At 66.3% G+C, this 10,127-nt stretch carries 3 protein-coding genes and 1 pseudogene; all 4 read left to right on the top strand.

Features of this window, described 5'->3' with window-relative positions:
• Nucleotides 1-452: 452 nt before the first annotated feature.
• Nucleotides 453-3,917: a DNA-directed RNA polymerase subunit beta gene (rpoB, locus tag ACT84W_RS00335; RefSeq protein WP_444327827.1), complete on the top strand. Its 3,465-nt coding sequence runs from the start codon at nt 453-455 to the stop codon at nt 3,915-3,917.
• 2 nt (nt 3,918-3,919) lie between these two features.
• Nucleotides 3,920-8,359 carry a DNA-directed RNA polymerase subunit beta' gene (locus tag ACT84W_RS00330; RefSeq protein WP_417575976.1) on the top strand — a complete coding sequence of 1,480 codons (4,440 nt, stop codon included), beginning with the start codon at nt 3,920-3,922 and terminating at the stop codon, nt 8,357-8,359.
• A gap of 224 nt (nt 8,360-8,583) precedes the next feature.
• Nucleotides 8,584-9,309: a hydrogenase nickel incorporation protein HypB gene (gene hypB / locus ACT84W_RS00325; RefSeq protein ID WP_444327826.1), complete on the top strand. Its 726-nt coding sequence runs from the start codon at nt 8,584-8,586 to the stop codon at nt 9,307-9,309.
• 68 nt (nt 9,310-9,377) lie between these two features.
• Nucleotides 9,378-10,127 (top strand): annotated as a pseudogene (locus ACT84W_RS00320) (FAD-dependent oxidoreductase); the annotation flags it as partial.

The raw sequence follows: 10,127 nt of genomic DNA, 5'->3' as shown, positions 1-10,127 counted from the left end.
ACCCTTGCTTCGAATTACGGACAGTCCTCTTCGCACGAACGCGACATTAAGTCGCGTTCGGCTCATGCGGAACTAATTCGAAGCAAGGTTGGCTGCGGGGGCGGGTCGGGCGGTGCTTTGTGTTGGACTAGTTCCGCATGAGCCGGAGGCCACTTAATGTGGCCTCCGTGCGAGTCAGGACTGTCCGTAGTCCAACGCAAAGCACCGGCAGGCCCCGACCCGGTGGACAAACGAGGCGCCCCGACCGATGCGGAGTCGGCCGGGGCGCGAGAGATGGGGGAGAGAGCGGATGGGGCTCAAGGCGGGTTCAAGACTGTTCATTGACCGTACCTGGTGCTTCGTATAAATTATTACGTTGCGACAATTGCCGCCTTCCACCCTTTTGAAGGAGGAAAAGCCTGGTGTCTACCACAAAGACTTCTCTCACCAAACCACAAGGCACTACTGGACGCATGACCTTCAGCAAGATCGCCCCCGCGATGGAGCTGCCGAACCTGATCTCCGTACAGAAGGAGTCGTTCGAGCACTTCATGGGTGACGGCCTCGCCGAATCCTTCGCCGAGTTCTCGCCGATCGAGAACTCCGCCAAGACCATGCAGGTCCAATTCGGCGACCACCAGTTCGGCGACCCGGCGCACACCATCGCCGAGTGCCGCGCCAAGGACATCTCCTACCAGGCGCCCCTCTTTGTGGACGTCCGCTTCATCAACAACGAGACCGGCGAGATCAAGGAGCAGCTCGTCTTCATGGGCGACTTCCCGCTCATGACCGACCGCGGCACCTTCGTGATCAATGGCACCGAGCGTGTCGTCGTCTCGCAGCTCGTCCGCTCCCCGGGCGTGTACTTCTCGACCGAGCTGGACAACGGCATCCAGGTCCACAAGGCCCAGTTCATCCCCGCTCGCGGCGCCTGGCTCGAGTTCGAGGTCGATAAGCGCGGCCACCTCGTGGTCTCCATTGACCGCAAGCGCCGCCAGTCTGCCACGATGTTCCTGCGCGCCCTCGGCATCGCCGAGACCGACGACGAGATCATCTCGCTCCTCGGCGACTCCGACATCGTCCGCAACACCCTCGAGCGCGACACCGCGACCACCCGCGAGGACGCCCTGCTCGAGATCTACCGTCGCCAGCGCCCCGGCGAGCCCCCCACCGTGGACTCTGCCCGCAGCCTCCTCGACGGCCTGTTCTTCAACCCGCAGCGCTACGACCTCGCCCGCGTCGGCCGCTACAAGGTCAACAAGAAGCTCGGCATCGACGTCGACGCCAACGACAAGGTGCTCACGCAGGAGGACATCATCGCCTCCCTGCGCTACCTGCTCGCTGTTCGCGCCGGTGACCCGAACTGCCGCCTCGACGACATCGACCACTTCGGTAACCGCCGCGTCCGCACCGTCGGGGAGCTCGTTCAGAACCAGTTCCGCATCGGCATGAGCCGCATGGAGCGCGTCGTCCGCGAGCGCATGGCCTCCCAGGACGCCGACGACATCACGCCGCAGAGCCTGATCAACATCCGCCCGATCGTGGCGGCCATCAAGGAGTTCTTCGGCTCCTCTCAGCTCTCGCAGTTCATGGACCAGTCCAACCCGCTGGCTGGCCTGACCCACAAGCGCCGCCTCTCGGCCCTCGGCCCCGGCGGCCTCGCGGGCCACAAGTCCGGCTCCAGCCGCCGCACCAACGTGCCGACGGCCGTCCGCGACGTCCACAACTCGCACTACGCCCGTATGTGCCCGATCGAGACCCCCGAGGGCCCCAACATCGGCCTCATCGGCTCGCTCGCGCTCTACGCCCACGTCAACGACTACGGCTTCATCGAGTCGCCGTACCGCCGCGTGGTCGACGGCAAGGTCACCGACCAGATCGACTGGATGACCGCCGACGAGGAGGAGACCCACAACATCGCCCCGGCGAACACCCCCTTCGACCAGAAGACCGGTGAGTTCGTCGACACCGATGCCCACGGTAACCTCTACCACCCCGAGCGCATCATCGCCCGTACCCGCGACTTCGACGGCTCCTTCGGCGCGCCCGCGCAGGTGCCCGTCGAGGACGTCGACTACATGGACGTGAGCCCGCGCCAGCTGCTCTCCGTAGCCGCCAACCTCATCCCGTTCCTCGAGCACGACGACGCCAAGCGTACCCTCATGGGCGCGAACATGCAGCGCCAGGCAGTGCCCCTGATCCGTGCCCACGCGCCGTACGTCGGCACCGGCATGGAGTCCCGCGCTGCCCTCGACTCCGGCGAGCTCATCTGCGCCGCGCACGACGGCACCGTGACCGAGGCCGACGCCGCCCACGTGGTCGTCTACTCTGATGCCTACGGCTCCGAGCGCTACGACCTGCCCAAGTACCAGCGCTCCAACCAGAGCACCTGCATCAACCACCGCCCGATCGTCCACGCGGGCGACGAGGTCAAGGCCGGCCAGCCGCTGGCCGATGGCACCTCCATCGACCACTCCGAGCTCGCCCTCGGCGCCAACCTCACCGTGGCCTACATGCCGTGGGAGGGCTTCAACTACGAGGACGGCATCATCGTCTCCGAGCGCGTCGTCCAGGACGACCTGCTGACCTCCGTCAACATCTCGCGTCACGAGATCGACGCCCGCGACACCAAGCTCGGCCCCGAGGAGATCACCCGCGAGGTCCCGAACATGGGCGAGGACATGCTCGCCAACCTCGACGACGACGGCATCATCCGCATCGGCGCCGAGGTCGGCCCCGGCGACATCCTGGTCGGCAAGGTCACCCCGAAGGGCGAGACCGCGCTTACCGCCGAGGAGCGCCTGCTGCGCGCCATCTTCGGCGCCAAGGCCCACGACGTCCGCGACACCTCGCTCAAGATGCCCCACGGCTCCTACGGCCGCGTCGTCGACGTGGTGCGCTTCAGCCGTGAGGCCGGCGACGACCTCCCGCCCGGAGTCAACGAGCTCGTCCGCGTCTTCGTCGCTCAGCGCCGCAAGATCCAGCAGGGCGACAAGATCGCCGGCCGCCACGGCAACAAGGGCGTCGTCTGCAACGTCCTGCCCGTGGAGGACATGCCCTACATGGCCGACGGCACCCCCGTCGACGTCCTTCTCGACCCGCTGGGCGTCCCGTCCCGTATGAACGTCGGCCAGCTGCTCGAGTGCCACCTCGGCTGGGCCGCCGCCCACGGCTGGGACGACGAGTCCACCGACTCCAAGCGCTACGTCCCCGGCCCGATCAACGTCGCCACGCCCGTCTTCGACGGCGCGACCGACGTCGAGGTTGCCGAGGTCCAGCGCCGCACCAACATCAACATGATGAACAAGGCCGCCCAGGTCTACGGCGAGCACATGCGCGCGGACTTCGTCCCGCAGCTCAACGAGCTCGGCAAGACCACGCTCTACGACGGCCGCACCGGCGAGCCCTTCAAGAGCAAGATCACCGTCGGCGTGTCCTACATCCTGAAGCTCGGCCACATGGTTGACGACAAGATCCACGCGCGCTCGACCGGCCCTTACTCCCTCGTCACCCAGCAGCCGCTCGGCGGCAAGGCCCAGTTCGGCGGCCAGCGCTTCGGCGAGATGGAGGTCTGGGCGCTGTACGCGTACGGCGCCGCCAACGTCCTGCAGGAGCTCCTCACGGTCAAGTCCGACGACACCAACGGCCGCGTGAAGACCTACGAGTCCATCGTCAAGGGCGAGAACGTGCCCTCCGCCGGCATCCCCGAGTCCTTCAAGGTCCTCGTCAAGGAGATCCGCTCCCTGGCGCTCGACATCAAGCCGATCTCCTACAAGAAGCGCGAGCAGAGCGCCAAGCAGGAGGCCCCGGCCCAGGCCGAGGACGCTGTGGACGTCTTTGCCAACATGAACGGCGTCGACGACCTCATCGGCGGCGCATCCAGTGACCTCGAGGGCGAGCCCGCCCTCGCAGGCGACGCGAACAGCGATAAGGAGTAACTGTGGCAGACTTCGATACCACCGACTTCGACGCGATCAAGATCTCGCTGGCCTCTGCCGACGCGATCCGCGGCTGGTCTCACGGCGAGGTGAAGAAGCCCGAGACCATCAACTACCGCACCCTCAAGCCCGAGAAGGACGGCCTGTTCTGCGAGAAGATCTTCGGTCCCGTCAAGGACTGGGAGTGCTCCTGCGGCAAGTACAAGGGCATCCGCTTCAAGGGCATCGTCTGCGAGCGCTGCGGCGTTGAGGTCACCACGGCCAAGGTCCGCCGCGAGCGCATGGGCCACATCGAGCTCGCGGCTCCCGTGAGCCACATCTGGTACTTCAAGAGCCCCGCGACCTTCCCGCTCGCGCGTCTGCTGGACATCAAGTCCAAGGACCTCGAGAAGGTCCTGTACTTCGCCAGCTACATCATCACCAACGTCGACACCGAGGCCCGCGAGGCCGACGCCGACGACCTGCGCGAGGAGCTCGCCGCCGACCTCGAGGAGCTCGACGCCGAGCGCGACGACCAGATCGAGCGCCTGAAGGAGCAGGGCGAGCCCTCCGAGGGCGAGGAGTTCGACGACTTCGAGCCGCTCTCCGCCGACGAGATCCGCGCCGGCATCGCCGACCTCGAGGAGGAGTACGAGGAGGAGAAGGCCCTTCGCCGCGACGCCTACGAGAAGTTCATGCAGCTCGAGGAGCGCGAGCTCATCTCCGATGAGGGCCTGTTCTCCGAGCTCAAGCGCTACTACGGCATCTACTTCAAGGGCGGCATGGGCGCCGAGGCGGTCCGCGAGCTTCTTCGCGGCGTCGACCTCGAGTCCGAGGCCGAGACCCTCCGCGCGATCATCGCCAACGAGGACTCCCAGAAGCAGAAGCGCGAGAAGGCCGTCAAGCGCCTCGAGATCGTCGACGCCTTCCTCAAGGGTGGCAACGACCCCGCGGACATGATCCTCGACGTCATCCCCGTCATCCCGCCCGACCTTCGCCCGATGGTCCAGCTCGACGGCGGCCGCTTCGCCGCGTCCGACCTGAACGACCTGTACCGCCGCGTGATCAACCGCAACAACCGACTCAAGCGCCTGCTCGACCTCGACGCTCCGTCGATCATCGTCAACAACGAGAAGCGCATGCTCCAGGAGTCCGTGGACGCGCTGTTCGACAACGGCCGTCGCGGCCGCCCCGTCACCGGGCGCGGCGGGCGTCCGCTGAAGTCGCTGGCCGAGGCCCTCAAGGGCAAGCAGGGCCGCTTCCGCCAGAACCTGCTCGGCAAGCGCGTCGACTACTCCGGCCGTTCCGTCATCGTCGTCGACCCGAAGCTCAAGCTGCACCAGTGCGGCCTGCCTTCGCAGATGGCGCTCGAGCTCTTCAAGCCCTTCGTGATGCGCCGCCTCGTCGAGCTCGACAAGGTCGAGAACATCAAGGGCGCCAAGCGCGCGATCGACCGCCAGCTCCCGGCCGTCTGGGACGTCCTCGAGGAGGTCATCCAGGGCCGTCTGGTGCTCCTCAACCGTGCTCCTACGCTGCACCGACTCTCCATCCAGGCCTTCGAGCCGGTCCTCGTCGAGGGTAAGGCCATCCACCTGCACCCGCTGGTGTGCGCCCCCTTCAACGCCGACTTCGACGGCGACCAGATGTCCGTGCACGTGCCGCTCTCGACGCAGGCCCAGACCGAGGCCCGCATCCTCATGCTCTCGAGCAACAACCTGCGCTCGCCGGCGTCCGGCAAGGTGCTGACCGTCCCGTCCCAGGACATGGTCTTCGGCACCTACTACCTGACCTCCGCCAAGCCCCTCCCCGAGGGCGAGCAGGCCAAGGTCTACGCCGACTTCGAGGACGCGCTTCTTGCCTCTGACGCCGACAGCAAGCTCGACCTGCAGAAGCCGGTCCAGATTCGCCTCGCCCCGAACGACGCCAACGTCGTCGAGGACGGAAAGCGCTACTTCCGCGTGCTCGTCGCCAAGGGCAAGACCGAGGACATCGACCTCAACAACGGCCCGGTGCGCTTCGACACCACCATCGGCCGCGTCATCTTCAACCGTCAGTGCCTGCCGCCCGACTACCCCTTCATCAACTACAAGATGGTGAAGAGCGACATCGGCGCGCTGGTCAACGACTGCTGCGATCGCTACCCGCTGGCCGACGTCGAGCCGATCCTCGACGCCATCAAGGCCACCGGCTTCCACTACGCCACCCTTGCGGGCCTCACGGTCTCCGTGTGGGACGCCGTGATCCCGGACGACAAGCCCGAGCTCATCGCTGAGGCGCAGGATCGCGTCGACCAGATCAACGAGTACTACGAGGACGGCTTCCTCTCGGAGCGCGAGCGCCACGTCGAGGTCGTCAATGCCTGGACCGAGTGCACCGACCTGCTCGGCTCCGAGATGCTCGCGGGCTTCACTGAGGACAACCCCATCTACATGATGGCCGACTCCGGCGCCCGTGGTTCCAAGACTCAGCTTCGTCAGCTCGCAGGTATGCGTGGCCTCATGGCCGATATGTCCGGCGAGACGATCGACCTCCCGATTAAGGCGAACTTCCGCGAGGGCCTCGAGCCGCTCGAGTACTTCATCTCGACCTACGGCGCCCGTAAGGGCCTGGTCGACACCGCGTCGCACACCTCCGACTCCGGCTACCTGACCCGTCGACTCGTCGACATGGGCCAGGACGTCATCGTGCGCGAGGAGGACTGCGGCACCGACGAGGCCGTGACCTACCAGCTCATCAAGCCGGGCGAGACCGACGTCAACGTCGATCTCATCGGCCGCTGCGCGCTGAACCCGATCGTCGACCCGGAGACCGGCGAGGTCCTCATCGACAAGGACGGCTACATCGAGTCCAAGGCCGACCTCGAGATGCTCGTCGCCCACGGCCTCAAGAAGGTCGAGCTCCGCGCGCTTCTTACCTGCAAGAGCAAGTACGGCGTCTGTCAGAAGTGCTACGGCTGGGACCTCTCGACCCGCCGCCCCGTCAACATCGGCACCGCGGTCGGCATCATCGCCGCCCAGTCCATCGGCGAGCCGGGCACCCAGCTCACCATGCGTACCATTCACTCCGGCGGCGTCGCGGGCGCCGACGACATCACGCAGGGCCTCCCGACGGTCGCCCGCATGTTCGACGTCGTCGGTAACGTCAACGAGAAGATCCTGGGCCGCGAGGCCGACCTGGCCCCCGTGTCCGGCCTCCTGCGCATCCAGCCCGAGCAGACCGAGTACCTCATCCGCATCCTGGACATCGAGGACCCGACCCGCATCATCGAGGAGTGGCGTGTCCCCGCGTCCGCCCGCTTCATGCCGGGCATCGAGGACGGCGTCGAGGTCCGCGCCGGCGACCAGATCACCCGCGGCTTCGTCAACTTCCGCAAGCTCCGCAAGCTCACCGACATCGAGTCCACGATGCACGTCTTCGTCGACTCTGTTAAGGACGTCTACACGTCGCAGGGCGTCGACCTCGACGACAAGCACATCGAGGTCATCGCGCGCCAGATGCTGCGCCGCGTCCAGGTCACCAACCCGGGCGACTCGCAGTACCTGCTCGGCGAGTACGTCGACCGCTATGTCTTCGCCGAGACGGTGAAGAACATCACCCTGGCCGGCGGCACCCCGCCCGAGGCCGAGCCGGTCATCCTCGGCGCCCTCAAGGTCGCCAGCTCGATCGACTCCTGGCTGTCCAGCGCTTCGTTCATCCGCACCGCTGGCGTCCTCACCGAGGCCGCCATCGAGGGCGACGTCGACCACCTGCTGGACCTCAAGTCCAACGTCATCGTCGGCAAGCAGATCCCGGCGGGCACGGGCCTCGCGGCGTACCACAACGTCGAGATGACCTACCACGGCCAGAAGATCGACGGCCCCACCTCGCCGATGGCCAAGAGCCTTCCCGAGTGGGCCCCCGACGAGCTCAAGGGCATCGAGGAGCAGCTGCCCAAGCAGCTCGACTGGGTCGGCGACGACTACGGCTTCGGCGGCGTCTACTCCAAGAACGGCCGCACCCTCAGCTCCGAGGACGCCAAGCTCTACCTCTTCGACGACCTCGGCGTGTCGCAGCGCTGGACCAACAAGTTCAGCGAGGTCGGCATCGAGACCGTCGGCGACCTCATCGGCAAGACCGAGGACGACCTGCTGCGCATCGACGGCATCGGCGCCAAGGCCATCGAGGAGCTCCGCGACGGCCTCGAGGCCCGCGGCCTGCTCTACATCCTCGAGCCCGAGGACGACGAGGCCGACAGCGAGAATCTTTCTCAGCTGCTCAACATGGTCTTCTCGCCCGATGCGGACGACGTGATGCTCGGCACCGCCGCGCCCTCCAAGCACCACTTCGATGACGACGAGCTCATCGGCGGTTCTGCCGACGAGAAGGACGCCTCCGGCTCCGGCGACGTCATCAACGAGGATCTCGGCAGCCTCGACGACCTTCTTTCCCAGGTCGTCAAGTCCGAGGGTTCCGATGAGGAGTAGCCTCGCGACCTCATAGCACGCTCACGGCGGCCCCGCTTCGGCGGGGCCGCTTTTTTCGTCCGCGGGCTCACCCAGCGACTATCGGGCCGCCCGGCGTCGTTCGCGTAATGCCCGCACCCGGCTCCGCGCTTGCTCCCATCTGCCGCTCGCCGAAGGTTGACGCAGTGTCAATTTCGCTCGTTATATGCTTAGAGCGAATCAGCAGCCGAGGCGATGGGGGAGCCGTGGAGGGTTACAAGGTCATCGAGGTCAAGCAGTCCGTCTTCGCGGACAACGACCGCAAGGCGGACGCGTTGAGGGACCGCCTCCGCCAGAAGGGCCAGCTCCTGGTCAACCTCATGAGCTCTCCCGGTTCCGGAAAGACCACGACGCTCGCGCGCACCATCGAGGCGCTCTCGCCCGAGCTCAAGCTGGCCGTCATGGAGGCCGACATCGACTCCGACGTGGATGCGGCCGCCATCTCCAGGCTCGGCGTGAGGTCCATCCAACTCCATACCGGCGGCATGTGCCACCTCGACGCCGACATGTGCGCACAGGGCCTCGAAGGCCTGGCCGCCGGCGATGCCGACCTCGTCTTCCTTGAGAACGTCGGCAACCTGGTCTGCCCCGCGGAGTTCGACACGGGCGCCTCGGTGAACATCGTCATCCTCTCGGTGCCGGAAGGCGACGACAAGCCGCTCAAGTACCCGTTGATGTTCGAGGTCACAGACCTCGTTCTCGTCAACAAGATCGATGTCGCGCCCTACTTCGACTTCGACCTGGACAAGTGCCGGGCGAACGTGGCCATGCGCAACCCGCGGGCCCGCGTCATCCCCATAAGCGCAAAGACGGGCGAGGGCATCGACGAGTGGGTTTCTTACCTGCGCGAGGCCGTGGCCTCCCAGAAGACCGGCACCTTCGCCAAAGAAGCCCCCGCGAACAGCTCCGCGGCGCATTACCCGTCCGAATAAGCAAGCGACATAGAAGGCGGCCGCGCGCCGGATGGGGGTCTGGCCGCGGGGACATAAAGGAGAGGCCCATGACCGTCAACGCGAACGACAACACGATGCGCGGCACGCTCACGGACGAGGAGATCGCCGCCCGCAACGTCATCCCGGCCACGAACCCCGCCGGTGAGCTGCACCGCATCCTCGCGGAGGAGTACATGAGCGAGGTCGACACCTTCACCACGTGGGTGCACGACGACCGTGACGAGCCGGGCCCCGCGGCGGGCGAGCTGCTGAAACCGGGCGTCCTGCGCGAGGCGCACAAGATCTCGGACCGCATCGGCAACAAGACCAAGCCGACCGACCCCGACTACTGGGGCCTCGCCTCCGTCATGACCGAGGAGGAGGCGGCGCTCACCGCGAACATGAAGGTCCGCGTCCCCATGACGCTGCCCGAGCTCGTGAGCGCCTCCGGCCTGCCCGAGGCGCGTGTCCAGGAGCTTCTCGACGATATGGCCGTCAAGGGCATCATCGAGTACAACTGGGAGAACCCGACCCGCACGAAGCAGTATGTCCTGCCGATGTTCGTGCCCGGCTCGGCCGAGTTCACCCTTATGAACCAGAAGCAGCTCGAGGAGCACCCCGAGCTCTCGTCCTTCTTTGAGCGGATGGCGTATTTGCCCCTGACCAAGGTGACCAAGATGGTCCCGCCGGGAGGCGCGGGCATCGGCATGCACGTCATCCCCGTCGAGCGCGCCATCGCGCACGAGAACCAGTCGGCCGACGTCGAGCACATCTCACATTGGCTCAAGAAGTACGACCGCTACGCCGCAGGCTCCTGC

It is taken from the genome of Paratractidigestivibacter sp. (assembly GCF_052362415.1).
GTDB lineage: Bacteria > Actinomycetota > Coriobacteriia > Coriobacteriales > Atopobiaceae > Paratractidigestivibacter.
This window is presented reverse-complemented; position numbering and strand designations above follow the sequence as displayed.